The sequence below is a fragment of the Candidatus Neomarinimicrobiota bacterium genome (assembly GCA_021157965.1).
GTDB lineage: Bacteria > Fidelibacterota > Fidelibacteria > Fidelibacterales > Fidelibacteraceae > Fidelibacter.
Map to the genome: position 1 here is coordinate 54,013 of JAGGVO010000059.1, position 23,703 is coordinate 77,715.

Sequence of the window (23,703 nt, forward strand, 5' to 3'; positions counted from 1 at the left end):
GCGTTTACACCCTCTTAATGAATCCAGCAGGGATCAGATCCATCCCCGCAATTTTGCCGCCCTGGCAACCCTGGCGACGGCAACCATATAAGCCGCTTTGCGCATATCGATTTTTTTATCGTATTTGCAATACATGTCGTAAACGGCTTTAAACGCCGCCGTCATTTTCTGATCCAGCCGTTCATTGACTTCAGCCTCTTCCCAGTAGAAATTGTAGGCATTTTGAACCTGTTCGAAATAGGAGACCGTCACTCCGCCGGAATTGGCCAGAAAGTCAGGGACTAAAAACTTTTTATTCTTGAAAAGAATGGTATCGGCTTCAGGGGTTGTCGGCCCGTTAGCCAGCTCAACAATCACATCGGCTTTAATGCGTTCGGCATTTTCAGCTGTTATCTGACTTTCCAGGGCTGCGGGGATCAGGATATCAACATTCATTTCCAGAACATCCATGGGGTTATCAAAAGATTTCATGCCTTCTTCCGTATAACCCTCGAGTGTTTCGTGCTGTCCGACGTACTCAAACATAGCATCGGTATCAAATCCCTTCATATTGTAATAGGCACCGCTGATATCGGAAATACCCACGATTTTACAGCCGGCTTCTTTAAAGAGGACACCGGCCCAGCCGCCGACATTGCCGAAACCCTGAATGGCAACGGTTTTTCCGGCCAGGGATTCACCGCGTGCTTTAATGGCTTCACGGGCAATAAACAAGCCTCCCCGGGCAGTTGCAGAAGCACGGCCTTTGGAACCGCCGATATCAATGGGTTTGCCGGTGATTACTCCCGGCATGCATTCACCTTTGATCTTTTCGTATTCATCCATCATCCAGCTCATAATCTGGGGTGTGGTGTATACATCCGGTGCAGGGACATCCACCGTTGGACCGATATCTTTTGCGATGGCGCCAATAAAGGCACGGGCCAACCGTTCTTTTTCAGTATCGGACAATTCCTGTGGATTGCAGGTTATGCCGCCTTTGCCTCCGCCGAGAGGGATATCAACGACAGCTGTTTTCCACGTCATCCAGGCAGCTAAAGCCCTTACCGTGTCGATTGTTTCGTCAGGATGCCAGCGAAGTCCGCCCTTTGTTGGACCCAGGGCCCGGTTGTACTGAACGCGGTAACCCTTGAAAACTTTTATGCTTCCGTCATCCATGCGGATAGGGAGCGTGATCACAATCTCTTTTTGGGGCCACCGTAAAAACTCCCGTGTGGACTGATCAAATCCCAACAGTTCACACGCTTCATCAAGCTGCTGCTGAGCCATCTCAAAGATGTTCTGCGATTTAGACATTCTTTCCTCCATTCATGTTTCTCCGTCCGAAATATAATCCGGACTTTTTAAAGTGCTTTATGCTTTTAAAGCCTGTTCAAGGTCTTCAATTAAATCATCGGCGTTTTCAAGTCCAATGGACAGGCGTATCAGCCCGGGATTGATGCCGGCAGCTTTCAACTCGCGATCACTCAGGCCGGAATGGGTGATGGAAGCGGGATGCTGAATCAGTGAATCACATTCGCCAATGGAAACAGCCCGGGTAAACAATTGAACCCGGTTGATAACCCGGATACCAGTCTCTTTATCTCCCACATCAAAGGAAACCACCCCGCCGAAACCGGACATCTGTCGCCGGGCGATGTCATGTCCGGGATGATCAGGCAGACCGGGATAGTATACTCTTTTAACCCCGGGATGCTTATGGAGGAATTGGGCCACTTTCATGGCGTTTTTCTCATGCCGCTCCATCCGGACCGATAAGGTTTTGAGTCCACGCAGTAAAAGCCAGGCGTCAAAGGGACTGATAATGGGACCGTAACGGCATAAAATCTCATCACGGATGATCTTTATCATTTCTTTTTTTCCGGTGACGATTCCGGCAATGACATCTCCATGTCCGCAAATGTATTTTGTGGCACTGTGTACTACAATATCCACACCCATATCTGCCGGCCGCTGGAAAATTGGCGTGGCAAAAGTATTGTCAATCATAACCGGTACATTTTTCTCATGGGCAATAAAACAAACAGCCTGAATATCCACCAGACTCAGAGTTGGGTTGGAGGGTGTTTCCAGGAAAATCATCTGAAATTCATCTTCTTCCAGATGATGTCTGTATGTATCCGGATCATCATTTTCCACGATAACAGTTTCAATATCCCGGCCGGGAAGTGAACGGGTGAACAGACAATGAGTTCCGCCGTATAGTGTGTGACTGGCCAGAACTTTCCCTTTTTTAGGAATCAAGGCCATGATGACGGCTGCGATGGCGGCCATCCCCGATGCAAAGGCCAGAGATGCCTCCGTGTTTTCCAACCGGGCTACCTGCCGGCATAATGCATTCACCGTGGGATTCCCCATACGGGAATAGAAATATCCCTCTTTCTGATCAGTAAAAAGGGCTGAACCCTCTTCTGTCGATTCAAAGGCAAAAGCTGTTGTCTGATACAAAGGGGGAATGACTGCATGGTAAGACGGATCCGATTCACCCTTACCATGGACACATATTGTCTCAATACGATTGCTCTTTTTCAAATCCATACCTGCTTAGCTTCTTATTTTGTTTATGGCAATTTATATGCCAGTTCTCAACCGGTGTAAAACTTATCCTTTTTTTTCTTAAAAAACCTGTGATTTTGAGAAAAAAAAGGAAAAAACCGACACATTCTTATAAAATAAATTTCACTTTCACAAAGAAAATTCTCAAAAATGATAAAGACCACATCCAACCCTGTCTGAAAGACAAAACTTATTCTGTTTTTTAAAAAAGATTTCATGATAAATGAATGAATTTTGTTGTTTTAATGGATGTAGAAAATTAATAGTTTAACATGATGGGAATAAAAAGAACAGGTGGGATATCATGAAACGTTCAAATGTGTTATTGATGGGTTTCTTTATCCTGGGTTCCTTTCTTTCGGGACAGGATATTGATGTCATGGATGGAATTCAGAGACTGGATACCACCCGCGCGCTGGCTCCATTGGATTTGGATGAAATTCCCGATAAAATCGAGAACACATCCGGCCAGGAATCCGCGGAGGATGATGCATGGCAAAAGGCATTGATTGACAGTCTTGAATACCGGTTCAATCTTGAAAAAGAACGGATGGCAGCCAATTTCAAAACCTCCTACCGATACAAGCTGAATCAGGCCGTGGATTCTATCCGATTGAGTATCGCAGAACAGATTAAAGCCCTGGAAGAAGAAATTGAAGCCCTGCGACAGCAGGAGAGGGATCGTGCAGGTCAGGTGAGTCCAGACTATCAGAGTGAAAAGGATTCTCTTCTTACTGTGATTCGGCATCTCAGGGAGTCCCTTTCTACAGTCAAAGACCAAACCGATGACCCTTTTATTCCCGAGGAGATCAAAAGGGAACAGGCATTCTATCAGTATTTGTTACAACTCATGGAAGAGAAGAGTTCCGGATCATTATTTTTTCTAAAAAATACCGAACTTCCTGAACTGCAGAAGAGAGAACTTTCCCTTTATCTGGATATGTATTTGCCGGTATTGAACAGCAGTGAGGTTTTAATCAGGCTCAGCAGAGTCTATGAAGATCAGAAAGAACCCCGGTTAGCTAAACTGACCTATTTGAAGTATCTCTTTTATTTTCCTGAATCCGCAAATCTTACATACATCAAAGAACAGATAAAACTGTTGATGGAGACATATCCGGATCCCCGCGACACTCTTTTGTCGGCTTATCTGAAAGATGAAACACGGGAATCCATGGAAGGGAGTACCCTTTTCAAATATATACGTGCGATAGCAGATATCGGATATCCCGGATGTGAACCTTTGTTTGAAAAGGAAATCCTCCGTTTCCAGAAAGAATCGCAGGTTGGGGACAGAGTAGACCGTGCATTGATTTGGTATGCAGATATCCTGAAAAATCAAAAACGGTACAAATCAGCCGTCAGTCAGTTACAAAAAGTTGTCACTGTGTATCCCGAGAGTCCTGAAGTGCCTGTAGCCATCTATAATATGGCTGAAATTTACAGGAATTATTTGAAAGAAAGCGGGACGGCTTTTGAAAAATTTCGCGGAATCAGCATAAAATATCCGGAAAGCAAACTTGCTCCGAGGGCAATACTGATGAGTGGGGAAATTCAGGAAAAGGACCTTAAGGATCCGGTTGCTGCGCTCACCGAATATGAGAAAATTCCCACAGCTTATCCCGGTAACAGATATGCCGTAACGGCTCTGAAAAATATGGGCAGGATTTACCAGACTCTTTCTAAAAGTTCTGAACTCGCTTTCAAGCAGTACGAAATTATAAAAAACGAGTATGCTTCTTTTTACTCAGATGCGGCGGAAGCTATGATTACTATCGCCGGTTTGCATGTAGCCGGTGGTGAATACCGTAAAGCCGTGGAAGAAATCCGGGAACTTTATGAACGGTATCCCGAATATGATAAAACACCGGATCAGCTGATAAAAGCCGGGAGATTTCTGGAAAAAGAACTGGCAGACAGGGAAGGAGCCATAGAAATATACACAATTCTCATCACACAATATCCGGAAACAAAAGCTTCAGAAAAGGCCCGGAAGGCATTGGCCAAATTGCAGAAAGAATAACGAAAAGGACATTCATGGCATCATCACCCCTGAAACTACTGGACGAGACAGCACACTTCTACCAATCAGCCACGCAGGAAATCGGCAAAATCATTATCGGCCAGCATGAGATCATCGAAAATCTTCTTATTTCTCTCTTATCCGGAGGACACTGTTTATTGGTGGGTGTACCCGGGCTTGCGAAAACCCTTCTGGTCAAATCATTGGCGAGTATACTGGATCTCTCTTTCAGCCGGATTCAGTTTACTCCCGATCTGATGCCGTCGGATATTACCGGGACGGAGGTTATTGAAGAAGACAGGGAGACGGGTAAACGGATTTTTCGTTTTATACCGGGACCTGTTTTTGCAAATATTATTTTAGCCGATGAAATCAACCGGACTCCCCCGAAAACCCAGTCTGCCCTCTTGGAGGCCATGCAGGAACATCAGGTGACATCGGCAGGAAGAACCCTCCCCCTTGAAGAGCCTTTTTTTGTCCTTGCTACACAAAATCCCATTGAGCAGGAGGGGACATATCCCTTGCCTGAAGCCCAGCAAGATCGTTTTATGTTTCAACTGAATCTGGATTACCCCTCTTTGGAAGAAGAAAAGGTGATTGTGGAACAGACTGTCCGGATTAATAATACTCATTTATTTCCCGTCGTTGAAAAAAAACGAATTCTGAATATTATTGCATTCATCCGGGAAATTCCTGTATCAGAACACGTGATAGATTATGCTGTGAATCTGATTCGGAAAACCCGTCCCTCTGAAGAAAATGATGCCTTTATCCGCAAATATGTTCGATGGGGCGCCGGCCCACGGGCTGCCCAATACCTTATTGCCACGGCAAAGACACGGGCCGCCATTCATGGGAAACCCACGCCTGATGAAGAGGATATTGATGCCCTGATCCTGCCGGTCCTGCAGCACCGGGTACTCCGGACATTTGCGGCTGAAGCTGAACAAGTGAGCATTGAAGCGATTATCCGGCACATTGTGCATAAGTCATGATGCAGGAAACGGTACGTTCAAAACCCATTACTTTATCTGATTTAGTTTTATTTGATACCCTGGATCTGAAAGTTCGCCAGGTTGTGGAAGGATTTCTTCTCGGACTTCACAGTTCTCCTTATCATGGATTCAGTGTGGAATTTTCCCGCCATCGTGCCTACAATCCCGGTGATGATATTCGTCATTTGGACTGGAAGGTCTATGGCCGGACCAACCGGTATTATATTCGTCAGTATGAACAGGATACCAATTTGTCTGCTTATCTTCTTGTAGACAGCAGTCGTTCCATGGGATTTGGCAAACCCTTTAGCAAATTCACGGCTGCTTCCGTGATTGCTGCATCCCTGGCAACTCTGCTGGTCCGTCAGAATGATGCAGCCGGACTCTGTCTTTTTCAGGATACATTGGTGACCGTCATGCCACCCAAAGCCATTCCGTCCTATCCTGTTGAAATGATGAAAATCCTGTCCGGGACAGCCGTTCAGGGCACCACATCCACGGCATCTGCCCTCCACCAGCTTGCTGAAACCGTTAAACACCGCGGACTTATGATTTTGATATCCGATCTTTGGGATGATCAGGAGGCAGTTCTCAACGGGATCCGGCATTTCCGCCATTACGGACATGAAGTCATTGTGATTCATGTCTGGAATCCGGAAGAGATGGAATTGAAAGCACACAGGAAAACGGAATTTATTGATATGGAAACGGGAGAGAGGATTAAAGCAGATAACCGGCAAATTAAAGAGGAATATGAACGAACCCGGTCCGTCTTGCAGAGGACGTATCTGGAAACCCTTGGGAATATGGGAGTGGATTATCTCTTTTTCAGGACAGACGACGATTTGCGGACGGTACTGATGACGTATCTTCTGAAACGAATGGAATTGCCATAAAGGGGTAATGTCTTTTTTTAGTCGTTAGTCGACAGTCGACAGTCGACAGCCGACAGGAGCGAAGCGACGCTAACTTCCAACTTCTTAAAAATCAGTCGTCAATCGTCATTTAACTACCGGGCACGCCACAAAGTGTCCATCTGCATGTTCTTCAAGCGGGGGTACCGCTTCGGCGCAGGAGGGGAGTGCCAGGGGACAACGGGTGCGGAAAGGGCAACCTGAGGGTTTGTTCAGGGGATTGGGGACATCGCCTTCAAGAACAATCCGTTTCCGGTTTTTTCGTGATGGATCCGGCAGAGGAACAGCAGATAACAAGGCCTTACTATATGGATGCCTGGGGTGATGATACACGTCCCTGGCTTTGCCCATCTCAACAATATTACCCAGATACATAACAATAATTCGGTCCGATATGTGTTCGACGACAGATAGGTCGTGGGCGATAAAGAGATAGGACATGTTGAATTCGTCCTGAAGTTCCTGCATCAGGTTGATAACCTGTGCCTGTATGGAAACATCCAGGGCAGAGACCGGTTCATCGCAGATAATCAGTTCGGGATTTGTTGCCAGAGCCCGGGCAATCCCAACCCTCTGGCGTTGACCACCGGAAAATTCGTGGGGATAACGCCGTGATTGTTCCGGTTGCAATCCCACCTTGTCCAGCAACCATCCGACACGCTCCTTTTGCTCAGTCTTGCTCATGGTCGTGTGCAATTGCAACGGTTCACTGATGATTTGAGCCACGGTCATCCGAGGGTTGAGGGAGGCATAGGGATCCTGAAAAATCATCTGGACATCGGAACGGTAGGGGCGGATTTTTTTCGGGCTGTTTTTGATAAAATTGACTTTTTTTCCTTTTATATGATAGATAATGTCACCGGAAAGCTCTACATCCGGCGCCACATGCTTCAGGATATTGATCAGTGCCCTTCCGACTGTTGTTTTGCCGCATCCCGATTCTCCTACCATGCCCACGATTTCACGTTTCCCAATAGAGAAAGAGATGTCATCAACAGCTTTAACCGTAGCGACCTTGTGGGATAAGACACCCCCAAAGACGGGGAAATGGACTTTCAGATGTTGAACATCAACCAGTGGGGATGTATGCATAGTATTTTTCATAACTTAGATTCCATATTCTGTTGAACCACGTGACAACGAACAAAGTGGCGGGGACGGATTTCCCGGAGCTTGGGTTCAATTGTATCACAGATGTCAATTTTATGATCGCAGCGGGTGCAGAATTTACATCCTTCCGGCAATTTTAAAATACTGGGGACCATTCCCCGGATTGTTTTCAGTTTTTCCTTTTTTCCCGTATCCAGAGGATTGGGAATGGACCGGAGGAGTCCCAATGTGTAGGGATGTAAGGGATGATTAAAAAGTTCTTCCACCGGTGCCTCTTCCTGGATCATGCCGCCGTACATTACGATTACCCGTTCACAGGTTTCCGCTACCACTGCAAGGTCATGGGTAATCAGGACAATGGCGGAATCACTTTTCTTGTTTTTTATTTCCAGCATCAAATCCAGAATCTGGGCCTGAATGGTTACATCCAGCGCTGTTGTCGGTTCGTCGGCAATCAGGAGGGAGGGATTTTTGGCCAGTGCCATGGCAATCATGACCCGTTGCCGCATACCACCGGAAAACTGGTGCGGATAATCTTTCATGCGGGATGCCGGATCGGGGATTCCCACCAGTTCAAGGAGTCGGACTCCTTTGGTGAACAGCTCTGCCTTTTTCTTTTTATAGGATTCGGGGATGGCTTTATCCCAGAGGATGATACCTCCGGCAAAGACTGACGGAATCAGTATCCCGCCAAGCAGTGAGCCGGCAAAGGCGGAAAGCTGAAAAGTCCATCCGGCGGCAAGCTGGCTGAAAAAGAGAAAAATTGCGGCAAAAATACCCATTAGAGAGAAGCGAAATTTCCAGGAATGTCCCCGAAAGGATTCTGCCAGATTAATGACACGGTCCCGGATAAATTCTTTAAAAGATTTGGGCTCCAGGGATTCTTCAATCTGCATTCCGATGGTATAGACAGGATTCAGGGATGTCATGGGTTCCTGAAAGATCATGGCGATATTCCGGCCCCGGTAATCTCTCATCCTGGAATAGAGTTTTTCCATATACTTTCTGAGAGCTTTTTTCCGGGGAGAATTGTAGAACATCCGAATAGTAACCCAGATATCCAGAATAAAAGATAAAACAAGGGGAAGAAGTCCCGGGACAGGCAATAAAGCATAGAGAACAAGCCAGAGAATTAAGAAGGCTACGGCTGCCCATTTCCTTTGTTTTTCGGAAAGTGAATTGAAAAATCGGTATTCGGGCACATCATAGACCTTCCGGTATTCGGTGCCGTCAAAAATGAGTTTATCCCGGAAACGGATAGTTCCTTCTATCACTTCTCCGGGAGGATTGGGGATGAGTTGGATCAGAGAGAGGACCGAGACCGATTTCCCGGATCCGGATTCACCTACAATACCCAGTGTTTCCCCTTCATAGATATTGAAATCAATCCCGTTTACGGCTGTTGCCCAGTCGTCTCCTACTTTAAACCGGGTTTTGAGTCCTTTTATTTCAACCAGTTTTTTTCTGTTCATCGCAACCTCGAATAGACTTTGGGGTCAAAGGCTTCCCGGACACCTTCCCCAATGAAAACAATACAGAGAAGGGTGAGAAATTGTGCTGTAACCGGAGCAAAAACCATCCACCATTTCGTAATATTGGAAAGACCCACATCCAGCATTTGTCCCCAACTGGGTGTCGGCGGCGGCATGCCGAATCCCAGATAATCAAGCCCCACAAGAGCCAGAATACCCATAACGACGGCAAAAGGAAAATAAGTGATCACAGGTACCAGGGAATTGGGCAGGATATGCTTGAACATGACTTTGAAATTACTTTGTCCCATGGACAGGGCTGCCGCCACGTAATCCTTGGCCTTTTCCCTGTAAAATTCAGCCCGCATCAGGTAGGTCATACTGATCCAGTTCACAATGGTATAGATTCCGATCAAAAGGAGAAAGGAAGGTTTCATGATGGAAACCAGGATAATAATGACATACAAAATGGGCATGCTGGACCAGATTTCAATAATCCGCTGAAAGAAAAGATCAAATTTTCCGCCGAAATATCCCATGGAACCGCCGATCAGAATGCCGATAATGTAATTCACGACCGTCAATAACAAAGCAAATGAGATGGAGATATTAAAAGCATAGCAAAGGCGTGCGAATACATCCCGCCCGGTATTGTCCGTACCCAGCCAGTGTTCGGAATTTGGCGGTTCAAACATTTTATTCCCCTCGACGGTAATATCCTCATAGGGGCTATAGGGGTAAGGGGGCATGATGAGCCAGTTCGGACTGCCTGTTTCGTTCCAGGTTTCTTTCAGAAGCCTGTAATTGGTTTCTCCGGGGACATCCTGACCAAAGGTTGTGCCGTGAATATATCCCTGGATGACAGGAAAATAGAGCTGGTCATCGTATTTTACCACCAGAGCTCGATTGTTAATGAGAAACGGGAGAAAGAAAGAAATGATATAGAAGGTTACCAGAATGACGAAAGAATAGTAACCCCGTTTCATGGTTTTGAATTTTTCCCACCTTTTCCGGTAGATGCTTAAAGATATCTCTTCCGTATCAATTGTATATCGCTTAAAAAGTTTTGGCCATTTCATTTAAAACGTATCCTCGGGTCTACAGTTGCAAGGGCAAGATCAGACAATATATTACCAATCAGCCGAATCAGAACGACAATAACAAGGAACCCCAGAGTAATTGGGTAGTCCCGGTCCAGAATAGCCTGATAACCCATTTTCCCGAATCCATCGATATTAAAAACCCGTTCGATAAAATAAGAGCCGGATATAATGATCCCAATATTTTGTCCGATACGGGCTGCAATGGGAATCAGGGAATTTCTCATGGCATGGATCCAGACGACGCGTTTTTCACTGAGTCCTTTGGCAAAAGCTGTCCGGATATAATCCTGTGAAAGGTTTTCAAGAAGGCTGTTTTTCATCAGGGTTGTCATGGTGGCGAAACTGCCGATAGTCCAGGCGATAATGGGCAGGATGGCATGATGGAGCTGATCCAGGATTTTTTGCCACCAGGAAAGGGTTTCCCAGATTTCCATAGGTGAACGGAATCCTCCCAGGGGGAAAATATCCCAGAAAGATCCGCCACCAAAGAGGACGAGGAGAACGCCTCCCAGAGCCCAACCCGGAATGGAGTATCCCACAAAAACAATCACGCTGGATATAAAATCGAAGGGTGTTCCGTGATTCAGGGCCTTTTTGATCCCCAGGGGAATGCAGATCAAATACATGAGTATCAGTCCGGAAAGACCGTAAAAAATTGATATTTTAAAACGGGGTGCCATCACCTCGGTTACAGGTTGGGCATAGGTATAGGAAGTTCCCAGATTGCCGGTGAGTATTCCCGAAAATTCTGTTTGAAAGATGACAGCATCAGCCGAACCGTCGTCACGAATTTTATCGATACGGCCTTTCCAATCTGACGGAACGGCTCCCGATTCATCGGTTATGCGTAACCCTTTTTCACTTCGTTCAAGGTTCAGGTAGGTTCCATAGCCTACATATTTATTAAGTGTTAATTCGCCCGGTTTAAAGGTCAGATCCCTGTGGCGGATTTCCCGGGGCCACACACCGAGCCAAATGAGATAGCGTTGCCAGATGGGCTTATCGAAGCCGTAAAAACGATTGAGTTCTTTCAGTGCGGATTCGGGAAGAATGCTGCTGCCGCCGGTCATCATATCCCCGGTAGCGCCTGAGATTTCTCCACGACTCATGCTTCCCATCTGCAGCCGTTGAATTGTCTGTTCCAACGGCCCTCCCGGCGTAAGCTGCAAAATAACGAAAATGAGAAGGGTTGAACCAAGAAACGTGGGAATCATGAGCAGGATACGTCGAACAAAATACTGGATCATGATTGAGGTCCCTTTCAGATGTCCGTATTTTTATATTTATCCCAATAACGGACAATCATCTCGCCTTTCGGCAGGGAGGTGTTGTTTTTCATGGCCTCTTTCAGCAGGGCATCTTTTTCCGGTTCATACCACCAGTATCTGAAAATACTGGTATAGTCTCCGTTGTAACGGTCAAAAACAAATTCCGGATGCCCCAGTTTGTTCCAGTATAGAATATTCATAGAGCGTCGGGCAATACCCCATGCTGCGGGATGGATATCGGAGTAAATGCCGTCAATCTCCCGGATGATTTCTATGCGGCGTTTCTGATCAAAACACTTGTCATACTCTTCCAATAATTCATCAACCCGTTCATTGGCAAAGCCGCTGATATTGTTATTATTTTTTTTATCCGCCAGGGAAGAGTGAAGGGTTGTTTCCGGATTCGGGAAAACAAGTCCGCCCCAACTTTGCATGAAGATCGTAAAATTCCGGTCCATCAGGTTTTTCCAAATGGCATTACCGTCCATGTATTTGATTTGCATGTCAATCCCGTAATCCTTCATCATCTGTTGAACTGGCGTTACCATGTAATCCACGGATTTTTGTATGGCGATTTCAAAACGAAGGACTTTTCCCTCGTTGTTTACCAGCCAGCCATCCTGGTTCCGTTTGGTAAATCCTGCTTCTTTCAAAAGCTGGACGGCCTTTTCGGGATTGTATGTGATTTTTTCGTTATTGGGGTTTTCATAAACAGAACCGGTATACAACGAATTCATCATATCGTATTCATTGTAATACATCTCTTCATTCATTTTTTCCCGGTTATACAGGTAGGCAAACGCATACCGGATTCTCCGGTCATTGAAGGGCCATTTACGCATGTTAAAGGCAAAACCGGATGTCCCTGCAGGGCGGTTTGAAAAAACTTTGCGTTTCTGAACCCAACCTTTTTGGACTGCTTCAAAATCCGTTTCTTCGTGCCATTCACGAGCACTGTAGACAGGATAAAAATCACATTCTCCCTTCTTGAATTTCTCAAACATCAAACTCCGATTGTCTTTGACGACGACGATTTTGACCCTGTCAAAGTTGTGGACATATTTATTCAAGGGATTCTCGGCAGCCCAGTAATTATCCCGGCGTGTAAAGGTAAAAGACTCCTGGTTGATGATATCTTCGGGATAGATAACGTATGGACCGGAACCGGGCACCATGGTATACTGGTACCGTTTCAGAAATTCCGTTCCATCCACCTGGCGGAGATAATATGCCGGCATGATGTTCATTCCGCTGAAATAGAGGAAGTTACGCCAGTTCAGGTTTTTGCTTTTTACTTTGACGATATATTTCCCTTCTGCTTCGGGACGCTCAAATTTGCCGTATACCAGCTGACTTGAAGGCATAAGAATGGTTTCATCCATGTGCAGATCCCAGGTGGCTATGACATCTTCGGCAGTTACAGGCCGGCCGTCGCTGAAACGGGCATCGGGATTGATCCGAAACCAATAAGTCATTTTATCATCGGATATTTTCCAGTGGGAGGCAAGAGCCGGGACATATTCCAGCGTAACAGGATGGAGGCCCAGCAGACTTTCGTAGCATAAGGGAGCAATGATACTGATGTTTTCTTCATAATTGTAATTTTGTCCTATAATTCGCATTGTGGCGGGAAAACGGGATGAAATATGCGTCAGGGTTCCCCCTTTTTTAGCCCGGGGATCACCAAAAGCCGGGTAGTCCGTCTCCGGATTGAGGATGTATGTTTCATATCCCAGATCCCGGGCAATATTTTCAAAACCATATCCACCTTCTTCAGGAGGTGTGACCGTATCTTTCGGTGCAGGTTTTCCGTTATACAAAGCATCGGCTGAAGATTTCGGTTTGTCTCCGGACCCACCGCATCCGGCAAGAATCAATACCGACAGGATCATCCATAACAGTGCAGTTTTTTTCATTGTCTCTCTCCAGACATTCTTTAGTTATTTATATCATATTCATTTCAGGTCAGGTGGAAACTACTAAAAAAAGGGTGAGTATTCACGAAAAAAAATCATGATAAATACATGAATCAGATACTTTTACATCCAACCCTTCAGAATCATTTTATCTGCCGGATTGATGTTTATCACCACATCCGGATCTTCATAAAGCATGAAGTGGATTTCATAACGGACTGTCACGATATATCCTGCTATCCGTCTTAAAATCTTCTGCTCCGGAGCTCAAAACAGCAGACAATTCCATACATTTCTTCTCTTTCGATATTGAATATTCTTCGAAAATAAATCAAATATATAGAATAGAAGCATGGTAAAATTAAAAATATTCGACAAATTGAAGATTTATCCCTTAAATTTATTAAATAATTATTTGTTTCGGCAGATTGGAATCACGTCAGACATATCCATAGAAGAGGAGAAACCGCGAAAATTCCGCTTTACTCTTTAAAATCAGACTTTTAAACTACAAGGTTAAGCCTTTTCATACAATTTGCCTGTGAGATGAAAGGAGGTTATGTGAAATCCGTAAAATATATTACACACATTAAAAATGTAAAAGGACTGACGGAAGAGGAGAAGGAACGGCTGTCAAAAATTGAGGATAAGTTTGCCTTCCGGGCGAATGAATACTATTTGGGACTCATCAATTGGAATGATCCGGCTGATCCCATACGCCGGATAATCATTCCCACGGAGGATGAGTTTGTGGAATGGGGGTCACTGGATGCTTCAGGTGAATCCAAGTATGTCCGGGTTCCCGGTGTGGAACACAAGTATCGGGATACAGCCCTCTTCATTTCTCAGGATACCTGTGGAGCTTTTTGCCGGTTCTGTTTCAGAAAACGGCTTTTTATGCATGAGAACAAGGAAGTCACTCGTCGCTATAATGAAGGTATCGAGTATATCCGGAACCATCCGGAAATCCTCAATGTCCTCATTACCGGAGGTGATCCCCTGATTATGTCCACACCGAAACTGGAAGACCTGATCCGGAAAGTGGCTGAAATTCCCCATGTCCGGATTGTTCGTATCGGAACTAAAATTCCCTTATTCAATCCCTACCGGATTTTGGAAGATCCCTCACTGACTGATATGATTCAACGGTATTCCAACGGGGATAAGAAAATCTATCTGATGCTGCATATCAATCATCCCCGGGAGTTGACAAAACAGAGTCGGCAGGCCTTGAAGATTTTACGCCAGTCCGGTGCTGCCCTTGTCAATCAGACTCCCCTGATACGTGGTGTGAATGATGACCCCCGGGTATTGGCGGATCTTTTTCTTCAGCTGAATGTCCTGGATATTCCTCCGTATTATATCTTTCAATGCCGACCCACCCTTGGGAATAAAACTTTTGCCGTTCCCATCGCCAAAGGCTGGGATATTCTGGAAAAGGCAAAGGACATGGTTTCCGGACTGGGACGCAGGGCACGGATGGTGATGTCCCATAAAACCGGCAAAATCGAAATTCTCGCCGTCACACCGGAACATACCGTGATGAAATATCACCGGAACGCCGATCCTGAAAACCGTTCCAGGGTGATGATCTTCAAAACAAACCCTGAAGCCTTCTGGCTGGATGATTTTGACGAGTATAAGGCCTGGCTGAAGCAGGAAGGACTCGAGGGGGATATGGATCCGTATACGTATTGGTGAGAATTCTGAATTAAATGATGAATGATGAATGTCGGGCTGGTGGAAAAGGTGAGTCCGGATTCACCGGGAAAGCAGCTTGAGGATGAAGAAAAATACACAAACCATTCGTGTTTTTGCGCCGGCAACGGTGGCAAATGTTTCCTGTGGTTTTGATGTTTTTGGGTTTGCAGTTTATGAACCGGGAGATGAAGTGATTCTGACGCTTCGGGATACACCGGGCGTCCGGATTCAGGCAATCCACGGGGATGGAGGATTGTTGCCTACGGATCCTGTAAAAAACACAGCCGGTGTTGCTGCACAGGCGTTTCTGAATACCTATGCACCAGAGGTTGGCGTTGACATCGAACTTTTTAAAGGATTACCCATTGGAAGCGGACTCGGTTCCAGTGCTGCCGGTGCGGCAGCAGCTCTTTTTGGTTTGAATCGCTTGCTGGGACACCCGGTTGACAGTAAAGCCCTTTTGAAATTTGGACTGCAATCAGAAAAATCTGCCTGTGGATCCGCTCACGGAGATAACGTGATACCGTCCCTCTTGGGAGGCTTTGTCCTGATTCGCAGCTATCATCCCCTGGATATCCGACATTTGCCTGTCCCTGAAGATCTTTATTGTACCCTGATCTACCCCCGGGTTGAAATTGAAACCCGCAAGGCCCGGGGACTGATTCCACAATCCATCCCTCTTGAAACAGCTATCCGGCAATGGGGAAATACGGCGGGACTGGCAGCGGGTTTTTGCCTGTCCGACTATGATTTGATTGCCCGTTCCATGGAAGATTTGGTTGCCGAACCGGTACGGGCTGCACTTATTCCACATTACACCCTTGTAACAAAATCGGCACGGGATGCCGGTGCCCTGGGATGGGGTATTTCCGGATCCGGTCCGACTGTTTTTGCTTTCTCAAAAGGTAAAGAAACTGCACAACAGGTCCGGCAAGCCATGGGCGCAATTTATGATAAATTCCAAATTTCATATCAAACCTGGATATCACTGATAAATCCCGAAGGTCCACGCATCATTAAGCAGGAATCACAGAAAATATGAAATTTTACAGCACAAAAGACAAATCACTCCGGATCAGCCTGAGAAAGGCTGTTTTAACAGGAATGCCGTCGGATCAAGGACTCTATATGCCGGTATCTGTTCCGGTTTTACCCCGGGAATTTTTAAAGAGCGTGCCGGATCTCTCTTTTCCGGAATTAGCTTTTGAACTTGCCCGGTATTTTGTGGATGGAGAGATCAGTGAACAGAAACTGGAAGACCTTGTGAAGGATGCTTTTCCCTTTGATGCCCCCCTGGTTCCCGTTTCGGATCACATTTATACCCTTGAACTATTTCATGGTCCCACCCTGGCTTTCAAGGATTTCGGAGCCCGGTTCATGTCCAGACTCATGGCGGTTTTTACTCAAAACCTTTCAAAAGAACTTAAGATTCTGGTTGCCACATCCGGTGATACGGGCAGCGCCGTGGCAAACGGATTTTACAACATCCCGGGCATCCGTGTTTATGTCCTGTATCCTGCCGGAAAAGTCAGTAAAATTCAGGAAAAACAAATTGCCACGCTGGGCAAAAATGTTACGGCCCTGAAAGTCCATGGCGTGTTTGATGATTGTCAGGCTCTGGTGAAAAAAGCACTGGCGGATGAATCTCTCCGCAGGCCCTCCATGATAAGTTCGGCCAATTCCATCAATATCGCTCGTCTGATACCCCAGATTTTTTACTATTTTCGTGCCTGGGGACAACTTGACGAAAGGGAACGACAGGATTGTGTTTTCTCGGTTCCCAGCGGGAATTTCGGAAATTTAACGGCCGGGCTCCTGGCCAAACGCATGGGACTCCCTATCCGTCGTTTTGTGGATGCTGCGAATGTGAATGATGTGGTGCCCGAATATCTGAACACCGCCCGCTTCAAACCCCGCCCATCTGTTCAAACGATCTCCAGCGCTATGGACGTGGGGAATCCCAGCAATTTTGACCGGATTCTGGATCTCTATAATCATTCCCATCAGGCCATAACCCGTGATATTTGGGGGAGGGGATACTCCGATGAGGAAACAAAAGATAAAATCCGGGAGGTAATGGAAAAAACCGGATACATTTGCGATCCCCATGGGGCTGTAGGACTTCTTGGACTTGAAGATTACCTGAAAACTGAGAAAAAAACGGTGACAGGCATTTTTCTTGAAACAGCCCACCCTGCAAAATTTAAACCAATTGTGGAAGAAGTCACCGGAAAGGAAATTCCCCTTCCGGAACAACTGGCGGACTGTCTGAAAAAGCCTCTTTTGTCTATCCCCCTGGAGAATGATTATGAGGCTTTTGTGGAGATATTGAGAATGAATTAAGGTCAGCTCCCGGATTTCAGTCCGGAGGATTTATAAGGAGACATGTTAAGGGATGGAAAATGTATGGAGGGCTTTTGGATTAACACTGATTGCAGGCATGGCTACAGGTATCGGCAGTGTCATTGCTTTTACATCCAAACGGACGAATTATCGTTTTCTGTCTGTTTCCACAGGATTTTCCGCCGGTGTAATGCTATACGTTTCCTTTGTGGAAATATTTTATAAAGGATTTGATTCTTTAGGTAAGGCGTATGGTGAAAACCTGGGATCCTGGATTAACACAGCTGCATTTTTCGGTGGTATCTTTCTCATTGCCCTCATTGATATTCTCATTCCTTCCATTGAAAACCCACATGAACCTTTTGACGAGCGTGCAACGGCTCCTCTCCATGATCCTCAGGCAGAATTCCCCGATTTGAAACAGGTAACCCGGGGTGGGATTGATGAAGAAACAAGCAACCATATCCATCATATCCACCATGCTCATCTTTTAAGACTCGGACTTTTTACGGCATTAGCCATCACAATTCACAATTTTCCGGAAGGGCTGGTAACATTTTTGTCAGGACTGAAAGATCCTCATCTGGCCATTGCCATCACCTTTGCCATCGCCCTTCATAATATTCCCGAAGGCATCAGTGTATCCGTTCCTATTTTTTATGCCACGGGAGACCGGAAAAAAGCCTTCAGATATTCCTTTATCAGCGGACTGGCAGAACCAATTGGTGCTGTTATCGGGTATCTGGGAATACGTTTTTTTCTGGCTGGTGATTCGGGAGAAATTCCTCCACAGGTGATGGGAATTCTCTTTGCTGCTGTTGCCGGCATTATGGTCTATATCAGCCTGGATCAGCTATTACCCACAAGCAGAGCCTACGGAAAAGGACACGATAGCCTGTTGGGTCTCATGGGGGGGATGATTGTCATGGCCCTGAGTCTTTTACTGATGAATTGATCATTGAAAATGAGAAATTGAAAACAGGGTAATTGTGAGTTGATTAAGCAACATTTTTTCTGTAAAAAGATATGGTATTGTTTTTCCCCTTCCACAATCCTGATTTCATCCCCGGTCAGGCCGTAAAGGTCATAGGTGTAGGGGCGACCGGCCGGTCGCCCCTACACCTATGGTGATGGAAAGGATTTTCCTGTCTTCAGAATTTATAATTTTCATCAGATCGCCAATTTAATGGGTTGTTGATAATGTATTGCCGGATGTTGCCCAATTCGGTTTCATTGCGGATGATATGTTCGTAAAAATTGCGTTGCCAAACGGATATCCCTGGTGTTTGACGTATTTTATTAATGCGTTTTGTGACGGCGGATTTAAAACCGGACATCAATGAACCAATGGATTTCGGGCGGGGTCCCGGCAATGGCGCCGAGGTAGGGGCGACCGGCTGGTCGCCCCTACGGATCATCACAATTCCATGAAAATGATTGGGCATGACCACCCATGCATCCAATTCAATTTCATCCCGTATATCACCGGTTTTTATCCATTCATCCGCAACAATTTTCCCGATATCATTCAAAACCATTTTCCCATTTACAATATCCCCGAACAAACATTCCCGGTTTTGGGTGCAAATGGTAACAAAATACGCACCGGGCGATGAATAATCATATCCCTGCAATCGAATCGATCGGCGATGATGGATGTCCGGATTGTATTTTATCCTTCTCCCTCCACAATCTTTATCTCTTCCTCGGTCAGACCGTAGAGTAGCCCGGGAACCAGACAAAAGGCGTATGCCAGACTGCCCAGGCTGCTCCGTGGAGCAGACCGGCGACTACTGGGTCGAAACGCTGTTGCAGCTCATCAAGCCAGTGCCCGCGAAGTCCTATCTCCTCGACGGCTGGGAAGATGAACGACAGCAGCAGCATGAACGCAAGGGTTCCAGGATGTGTCTCCATATCAGAACGAGAGAACCCGTGATGGTGCGCCTAACGGCCAGGTGTATGCGAAGTGCCGAGCGTAGCGAGGCATTTGGGTGAAGGCACGAAGTGCCGTAGCTGCATACATCGTGTTAGGCGATGTGCGTCCGTTATCCAATTGCAATTTTGCGTCGTTTATTAGGATCATCAAACATTACCTCGTTAATATCGAAATGTTCAGGATCAAATTCTTCACCGAGCCATTCCAACATATCATCATACTCTTCATGATTGGGGTTTCCCATAATCTCCAATAAGTTGTAATAACCACCAATTCCACCACAATCTTCTGGTGGACATGCCCGTTTCCCTTTGATACATGTAGGATATTTGACGTTCTTTTCTCGGGGAAGGATTTTTTCTAACTCTATTTTGTGCTCCCAACCATCACCAAAATCATACATGTAATTTGCTGTTCTATTCTCTTGTGTGAAATAGTCGGCTATTTTTTGTTTCCATCCTGGAAGAACTTCTCTGTCAAAATCTCCCTCCGGGATTCCTATTCTCGTTTTTCCTCGGCTTTGGGGAGAAGTAATTTCAAATTCATGAAGATGATAGTCCGCCCAACCCATGGCATCTTGAATAGCAACGTGTAGGTCCCAAAACGTATAGGTTTCCGGAACTTGGATTCGTCGCCAAATAGGTGGTCTAATACCCCACAGCGTGATTTTAAATTGATATATTCGATTTTTCACTCTAATACCTCCTTATCAATCGTGAATGGTGCTATCACATATATATTTAGTTTTATAGGACGCATTTCGCCTAACGTTTGTGTATACGCCATATTTCGTTTATGCATCCGTTATGGAATGATATGTGCCATATGGCGTATATTTTTTCTTTAGATGTAATCATTCTTCCTATCATTGTCTTATTAGCTTTGGCCGAATATACTTTATCTCACAGATAGCAATCAAGGAGAAAGTGCCTTTATCATTTGTGCTTTGCCTGAATTTGAAAAACTTTGAACTTTTTACAGATAAAAAATGGCACGGTTATAGTGCACTCAATTAACAAATAAATAAATGATAACTAATACAAAATTGCAAAAGACTCTTTTCTCAATTTTCTATTATCAATTCACTCATAATTCCCGCTGCCGTTACTTCTGCTCCGGCTCCGGGACCCTGAATGACCAGGGGATTTTCAAAATATCGTTCTGTTGTAAATATGACGGCGTTATCACTGCCTTTCAGGCCGGCAAAGGGGTGATCGGGTTTTATTTCCGTCAACTCAATTGTTCCCTTCCCTTTTTCATAGGTCCCGATATACCGTAAGAGCCGTTTGTTTTTTGCAGCGGCAAGACGAGCTTTTTCAAATTGCGGATCGAAATCTTTCAGAATTGCATAGGTTTCTTCTACCGACGGTGCCTGAAAACATGCCGCCGGAAGGAGAGGATCAATCCGGATGTCTTCAAGATTCACCGGTTCGCCGCATTCCCGCATTAATATCAGAAGTTTCCGGGCAAAATCGAGCCCTTTCAGGTCATTCCGGGGATCAGGCTCGGTAAATCCTTTTTCCTGAGCTTCCCGTATGACTTCACTGAATGCTTTTCCACCGGATTGAAAGGTGTTGAAAATATAACTGAGGGTGCCGCTGAGAATGGCTTCGATTTTGAGAACCTTATCACCGGTTTCCAAAAGGCTTTTCAGGGTCCGGATGACCGGAAGTCCGGCTCCCACGTTGGTTTCATAACGGAAAAAGACTCCTTTCCGCCGACTGAGAGCCTGAAGGGAGCGATAACTGTCATAATCTCCGGTGTTCGCAATTTTATTGGCAGCTACAACCGAAATCCCGTTTTTTAAATAGTCCCCATAAGTCTGGCTTATTTCTCTACTGGCTGTCAGGTCAATAAAGACCGTTTTACCTCCGTTATAGTTTTTCAATTGTCGCTGAAAAAATCCGGAATCGGGATTCTGTTGTCCCCGGGTCAATACTTTTTGCCATTCAGCCGCTTGAATTCCTTCGGCACAAAAAATACCATAATCCGCATTGGCCAATCCGATTAAATGTAAGTCGAGATTTTGGTTTTTCCGGATTCTGTCGTGGTTTTCAGCCAGTTGCCTGAGGAACTCGCTTCCGATCAGGCCGGTCCCGCATAAAAGCAAATTCAGTCTTTGCACCCGGGAAAAAAAGGCTTCATGAATTGCCTGAAGGGCCCGGATTTCATCTGCCTGGGATACGACGACAGAGATATTCAATTCTGATGAACCCTGGGCAATGGCTACAACATTAACAGACCGCTCGGCCAGGGCGTGAAACAATCTGCCGGCTATACCCGGTGTTTTCCGCATGCTTTCACCGACCAGGGCTACCACAGAAAGGTCTTTTTCAATCAGGACACGGTCCATAATATGTGCTTTAATTTCCAGTTCAAATTCTTTTTCAATGGCTTTTTTGGCCGGCAGGGCATTTTCAGGTTTTACTGCCAGACAAATCGAATGTTCAGAGGATGCCTGACTGATAAGGATAACACTGATATCGTGATTGTCCAGGATTGAAAAGGCCCTGCCGGATATTCCCGTGACACCCGTCATGCCCGAACCCTGAAGGGTTAATAAGGCAATTTGATGAATGGATGTGATTCCTTTGGCCGGGAATTCATGATGTAATGGATCTTTTTGGACAAGGGTGCCTTCGAAATCCGGATTGAATGTATTCAGAATGCGGATCGGAATGCCTTTTTTCATGGCCGGTTGGATGGTTGGAGGATGGAGGACTTTCGCGCCAAAATGGGAAAATTCCATCGCTTCTTCATAGCTCAGTGTCTTCAGACAAAATGCCCCGGGAACCTTTCCCGGGTCGGCGCTCATCACTCCGTCAACATCGGTCCAGATCTGAATTTCACGGGCTTTCAGCACCGCTCCCAGAAAAGATGCTGTCAAATCCGATCCGCCTCGTCCCAGGGTGGTTGAAATCCCGTCGGATGTCGTGGCGATAAAGCCTGTAATAATTTTCAAGCCCGGATGTTTTTCGTAATACCGCCGGATTTTCCGGGCTGATTTCTGATAAAGGAGATTGGCATGACCATGTACATCGTCTGTCACCAGGAGTTTCCGCGCATCTGTATACAAGGCAGACATGCCCTGCGATACCAGATACCGGCTGATAATATAAGCCGAAAGCTGCTCGCCGAATCCCATGATCAAATCGGCAGAACGGGGTGTCAATTCTTTCAGCAGGTAAATTCCATGAAGGATCTCCCGTAATTCATGGAAGACTTCCTGAACCCGCAGCAGAACCGGTTGGGGGGATGAGGGGAGCAGGGCTTTCACGGTATCGATATGGCGTTTTTCACAGGAGTGCAGAAATTTTTCGTATTTTTTATCCCGCTTCCGGGCCAGTTCACTCAGGTGAACTAAATCGTTTGTGACCCCATTAAAGGCAGAGACAATCACGCTGATGTCAGGATCCTTTTGAAGGGCTTTCCGGATAATCCGGCCAACCTGACGAATGTTTTCCGGGGTACCGACGGATGTTCCGCCAAATTTCAGAATTATCATTGTTTAATCCGTCTTGTTTTTCTGTGAATGTTTATCAGATGGTTTATAGAGTTCGGATGCTTTTTCTGCAGACAGTCTGATTCCTTTGATCATGGCGGAGCTGAATCCTTCATGTTCCATCTGGTTCAGACCGGCAATGGTGCATCCAAGAGGGGTGGTGACTTTATCGATTTCCTGTTCAGGATGGTTCCCATAAGTCTGAATCAGAGAGGCCGCCCCTTTTGCCGTTTGAGCTGCAATTTTCAGAGCATCACGGGCATGGAAACCCACTTCGATTCCTCCTTGTGAAGCCGCCCGGATGGCCCTGAGGAAGAAGGCAATACCGCAAGCTCCCAGGGCCGTGGCAGCACTCATCTGTTCTTCATCAATAATGAGGGTCTGTCCCAGAGTGTTGAAAAGTGTCTCGGCAGTTTTCAGTGCCGGCTCCTGACGGTTTACGGCTGCCAGACAGGTCATGGATTCCCGGATGGCAATGGCTGTATTGGGCATGACCCGGACCACAGGCAGGTCCTCAGGTAGAATATTCTGCATATCTGAAATGGATAATCCCGATACAACCGATAAAAAGATATGCCTTTCAGGTTTTAAAACAGGTACAATAGATTTCATAACCGGTTCTGCCTGTTGAGGTTCAACGGCAAGAATAATGATTTTGCAGGATTGAACGGCGGAAAGATTGTCTGCTGTGATGTGATACCCTTCCTGTTGGTAGGATTCAAGAGCAGCTGTGTGACGTCGGGTCAGTGTAATGTTTTCGGCTTGAATCAGGCCGGACCGGACAAATCCCCGGGCTATGGCCGTTCCGATATTTCCCGCTCCGATAATGGCTATCTGTGTGTCTTTCATGACAGACTTCTTTTG

Annotated in this window: 19 protein-coding genes and 1 pseudogene; 7 read left to right on the plus strand and 13 right to left on the minus strand. The window is 45.9% G+C overall.

Going from position 1 to position 23,703, the window contains the following annotated elements; translation table 11 throughout:
- Positions 1-33: 33 nt before the first annotated feature.
- A complete protein-coding gene (locus J7K63_09695; GenBank protein ID MCD6235292.1) occupies positions 34-1,296 on the minus strand; it encodes a Glu/Leu/Phe/Val dehydrogenase in 1,263 nt (420 codons plus the stop codon).
- Between the two features lie 57 nt (positions 1,297-1,353).
- Positions 1,354-2,538: an aminotransferase class I/II-fold pyridoxal phosphate-dependent enzyme gene (locus J7K63_09700; GenBank protein ID MCD6235293.1), complete on the minus strand. Its 1,185-nt coding sequence runs from the start codon at positions 2,536-2,538 to the stop codon at positions 1,354-1,356.
- Positions 2,539-2,860: 322 nt separating this feature from the next.
- Between J7K63_09700 and J7K63_09705 the strand changes: the two genes are divergently transcribed.
- Genes J7K63_09705 through J7K63_09715 form a run of 3 tightly spaced genes read left to right on the plus strand, consistent with a single transcriptional unit; the run spans position 2,861 to position 6,470 of the window.
- Entirely contained in the window at positions 2,861-4,579 is a 1,719-nt protein-coding gene (locus J7K63_09705; GenBank protein ID MCD6235294.1) for a tetratricopeptide repeat protein, read from the plus strand.
- A 14-nt stretch (positions 4,580-4,593) separates the two neighbouring features.
- Positions 4,594-5,574 carry an AAA family ATPase gene (locus tag J7K63_09710; GenBank protein ID MCD6235295.1) on the plus strand — a complete coding sequence of 327 codons (981 nt, stop codon included), beginning with the start codon at positions 4,594-4,596 and terminating at the stop codon, positions 5,572-5,574.
- Positions 5,571-6,470, plus strand: coding sequence for a DUF58 domain-containing protein (locus J7K63_09715; GenBank protein ID MCD6235296.1), 900 nt, complete (start codon positions 5,571-5,573; stop codon positions 6,468-6,470). The genes J7K63_09710 and J7K63_09715 overlap by 4 nt, the downstream gene beginning before the upstream one ends.
- Before the next feature lie 105 nt (positions 6,471-6,575).
- Here J7K63_09715 and J7K63_09720 read toward each other — a convergent pair whose 3' ends face one another.
- The 6 genes and pseudogenes from J7K63_09720 to J7K63_09745 form a co-directional block, all read right to left on the minus strand.
- Positions 6,576-7,580, minus strand: a complete 1,005-nt coding sequence (locus J7K63_09720) for an ATP-binding cassette domain-containing protein (protein ID MCD6235297.1) — start codon at positions 7,578-7,580, stop codon at positions 6,576-6,578.
- 8 nt (positions 7,581-7,588) lie between these two features.
- Positions 7,589-8,596 (minus strand): ABC transporter ATP-binding protein, encoded by a 1,008-nt coding sequence (locus J7K63_09725; GenBank protein MCD6235298.1) that lies wholly within the window; start codon positions 8,594-8,596, stop codon positions 7,589-7,591.
- A 297-nt stretch (positions 8,597-8,893) separates the two neighbouring features.
- Positions 8,894-9,070: pseudogene (locus J7K63_09730) on the minus strand (ATP-binding cassette domain-containing protein).
- Positions 9,067-10,149 (minus strand): ABC transporter permease subunit, encoded by a 1,083-nt coding sequence (locus J7K63_09735; protein ID MCD6235299.1) that lies wholly within the window; start codon positions 10,147-10,149, stop codon positions 9,067-9,069. The pseudogene J7K63_09730 and the gene J7K63_09735 overlap by 4 nt, the downstream one beginning before the upstream one ends.
- Entirely contained in the window at positions 10,146-11,318 is a 1,173-nt protein-coding gene (locus J7K63_09740) for an ABC transporter permease subunit (GenBank protein MCD6235300.1), read from the minus strand. The genes J7K63_09735 and J7K63_09740 overlap by 4 nt, the downstream gene beginning before the upstream one ends.
- 116 nt (positions 11,319-11,434) lie before the next feature.
- Positions 11,435-13,357, minus strand: a complete 1,923-nt coding sequence (locus J7K63_09745; protein ID MCD6235301.1) for a hypothetical protein — start codon at positions 13,355-13,357, stop codon at positions 11,435-11,437.
- Between the two features lie 546 nt (positions 13,358-13,903).
- On the opposite strand from J7K63_09745, the gene J7K63_09750 reads away from it, so the two are divergent.
- The 4 genes from J7K63_09750 to zupT all read left to right on the plus strand — a co-directional run bounded on the left by J7K63_09750 (position 13,904) and on the right by zupT (position 18,356).
- On the plus strand, positions 13,904-15,058 hold the full coding sequence (locus J7K63_09750) for a KamA family radical SAM protein (GenBank protein MCD6235302.1): 1,155 nt from the start codon (positions 13,904-13,906) through the stop codon (positions 15,056-15,058).
- Positions 15,059-15,140: 82 nt separating this feature from the next.
- Complete coding sequence (locus J7K63_09755) at positions 15,141-16,100, plus strand: homoserine kinase (GenBank protein ID MCD6235303.1); 960 nt, start codon at positions 15,141-15,143, stop codon at positions 16,098-16,100.
- A complete protein-coding gene (gene thrC, locus J7K63_09760) occupies positions 16,097-17,401 on the plus strand; it encodes a threonine synthase (protein ID MCD6235304.1) in 1,305 nt (434 codons plus the stop codon). Before J7K63_09755 ends, thrC begins: the two co-directional genes overlap by 4 nt.
- A gap of 52 nt (positions 17,402-17,453) precedes the next feature.
- Entirely contained in the window at positions 17,454-18,356 is a 903-nt protein-coding gene (gene zupT / locus J7K63_09765) for a zinc transporter ZupT (GenBank protein ID MCD6235305.1), read from the plus strand.
- A gap of 196 nt (positions 18,357-18,552) precedes the next feature.
- On the opposite strand, the gene J7K63_09770 is transcribed toward zupT, so the two are convergent.
- The 5 genes from J7K63_09770 to proC all read right to left on the minus strand — a co-directional run bounded on the left by J7K63_09770 (position 18,553) and on the right by proC (position 23,688).
- Complete coding sequence (locus J7K63_09770) at positions 18,553-19,077, minus strand: transposase (protein MCD6235306.1); 525 nt, start codon at positions 19,075-19,077, stop codon at positions 18,553-18,555.
- Positions 19,078-19,111: 34 nt separating this feature from the next.
- Positions 19,112-19,315 carry a CPBP family intramembrane metalloprotease gene (locus J7K63_09775; GenBank protein MCD6235307.1) on the minus strand — a complete coding sequence of 68 codons (204 nt, stop codon included), beginning with the start codon at positions 19,313-19,315 and terminating at the stop codon, positions 19,112-19,114.
- Positions 19,316-19,446: 131 nt separating this feature from the next.
- The gene (locus J7K63_09780) at positions 19,447-20,037 is read right to left on the minus strand and encodes a plasmid pRiA4b ORF-3 family protein (protein ID MCD6235308.1); all 591 of its coding nucleotides are present in this window, start codon (positions 20,035-20,037) and stop codon (positions 19,447-19,449) included.
- 363 nt (positions 20,038-20,400) lie between these two features.
- Positions 20,401-22,842 carry a bifunctional aspartate kinase/homoserine dehydrogenase I gene (thrA, locus tag J7K63_09785; GenBank protein ID MCD6235309.1) on the minus strand — a complete coding sequence of 814 codons (2,442 nt, stop codon included), beginning with the start codon at positions 22,840-22,842 and terminating at the stop codon, positions 20,401-20,403.
- A 3-nt stretch (positions 22,843-22,845) separates the two neighbouring features.
- Complete coding sequence (gene proC / locus J7K63_09790) at positions 22,846-23,688, minus strand: pyrroline-5-carboxylate reductase (protein ID MCD6235310.1); 843 nt, start codon at positions 23,686-23,688, stop codon at positions 22,846-22,848.
- Positions 23,689-23,703: the final 15 nt, after the last annotated feature.

What these genes read in the sequence shown, in the direction of transcription:
- J7K63_09705 (MCD6235294.1), top strand. Translation starts at nt 2,861, where the DNA reads ATGAAACGTTCAAATGTGTTATTGATGGGTTTCTTTATCCTGGGTTCC.
- J7K63_09735 (MCD6235299.1), bottom strand. Translation starts at nt 10,149, where the DNA reads ATGAAATGGCCAAAACTTTTTAAGCGATATACAATTGATACGGAAGAG.
- J7K63_09715 (MCD6235296.1), top strand. Translation starts at nt 5,571, where the DNA reads ATGATGCAGGAAACGGTACGTTCAAAACCCATTACTTTATCTGATTTA.
- J7K63_09720 (MCD6235297.1), bottom strand. Translation starts at nt 7,580, where the DNA reads ATGCATACATCCCCACTGGTTGATGTTCAACATCTGAAAGTCCATTTC.
- J7K63_09695 (MCD6235292.1), bottom strand. Translation starts at nt 1,296, where the DNA reads ATGTCTAAATCGCAGAACATCTTTGAGATGGCTCAGCAGCAGCTTGAT.
- J7K63_09725 (MCD6235298.1), bottom strand. Translation starts at nt 8,596, where the DNA reads ATGGAAAAACTCTATTCCAGGATGAGAGATTACCGGGGCCGGAATATC.
- proC (MCD6235310.1), bottom strand. Translation starts at nt 23,688, where the DNA reads ATGAAAGACACACAGATAGCCATTATCGGAGCGGGAAATATCGGAACG.
- zupT (MCD6235305.1), top strand. Translation starts at nt 17,454, where the DNA reads ATGGAAAATGTATGGAGGGCTTTTGGATTAACACTGATTGCAGGCATG.
- thrA (MCD6235309.1), bottom strand. Translation starts at nt 22,842, where the DNA reads ATGATAATTCTGAAATTTGGCGGAACATCCGTCGGTACCCCGGAAAAC.
- J7K63_09710 (MCD6235295.1), top strand. Translation starts at nt 4,594, where the DNA reads ATGGCATCATCACCCCTGAAACTACTGGACGAGACAGCACACTTCTAC.
- J7K63_09700 (MCD6235293.1), bottom strand. Translation starts at nt 2,538, where the DNA reads ATGGATTTGAAAAAGAGCAATCGTATTGAGACAATATGTGTCCATGGT.
- J7K63_09755 (MCD6235303.1), top strand. Translation starts at nt 15,141, where the DNA reads ATGAAGAAAAATACACAAACCATTCGTGTTTTTGCGCCGGCAACGGTG.
- J7K63_09745 (MCD6235301.1), bottom strand. Translation starts at nt 13,357, where the DNA reads ATGAAAAAAACTGCACTGTTATGGATGATCCTGTCGGTATTGATTCTT.
- thrC (MCD6235304.1), top strand. Translation starts at nt 16,097, where the DNA reads ATGAAATTTTACAGCACAAAAGACAAATCACTCCGGATCAGCCTGAGA.
- J7K63_09750 (MCD6235302.1), top strand. Translation starts at nt 13,904, where the DNA reads ATGAAAGGAGGTTATGTGAAATCCGTAAAATATATTACACACATTAAA.
- J7K63_09775 (MCD6235307.1), bottom strand. Translation starts at nt 19,315, where the DNA reads ATGGAGACACATCCTGGAACCCTTGCGTTCATGCTGCTGCTGTCGTTC.